The sequence below is a fragment of the Ochrobactrum sp. SFR4 genome (genome assembly GCF_019730395.1).
Taxonomy (GTDB): domain Bacteria; phylum Pseudomonadota; class Alphaproteobacteria; order Rhizobiales; family Rhizobiaceae; genus Pseudochrobactrum.
On record NZ_JAAPBB010000965.1, the window covers coordinates 1 to 259 of the forward strand.

Here is a 259-nt window from a genome sequence, read left to right on the forward strand (position 1 = left end):
GGCAAAATGCCGGAGTGATAACGAAACAGGAATATTTGAACAGCGCACGGGCAGAAACAGCCCGCAATCAGCTGAACGAAACGGGGGCGAAAGCCGTGCAGCCTCAAAATAGCTGCAGGGGCGTTCGCAATCTTGTTGCCTGAAAAATCAGGGAGGCATTTATTCGCAGTTTTACGACGCACCCTTGTAAAGGCGGCGCTGCAGATAAATACTGTTTGAAAATGTTTGATCCGGACAAACTGTCCGCTGTATCCGTGGG

The 259-nt window shown here is 50.6% G+C and carries 1 protein-coding gene; it reads right to left on the reverse strand.

The features are described 5' to 3' along the window. On the reverse strand, positions 1-259 hold a 259-nt coding region (locus tag HBA93_RS21955; protein ID WP_221724661.1), incomplete at both ends, for a hypothetical protein.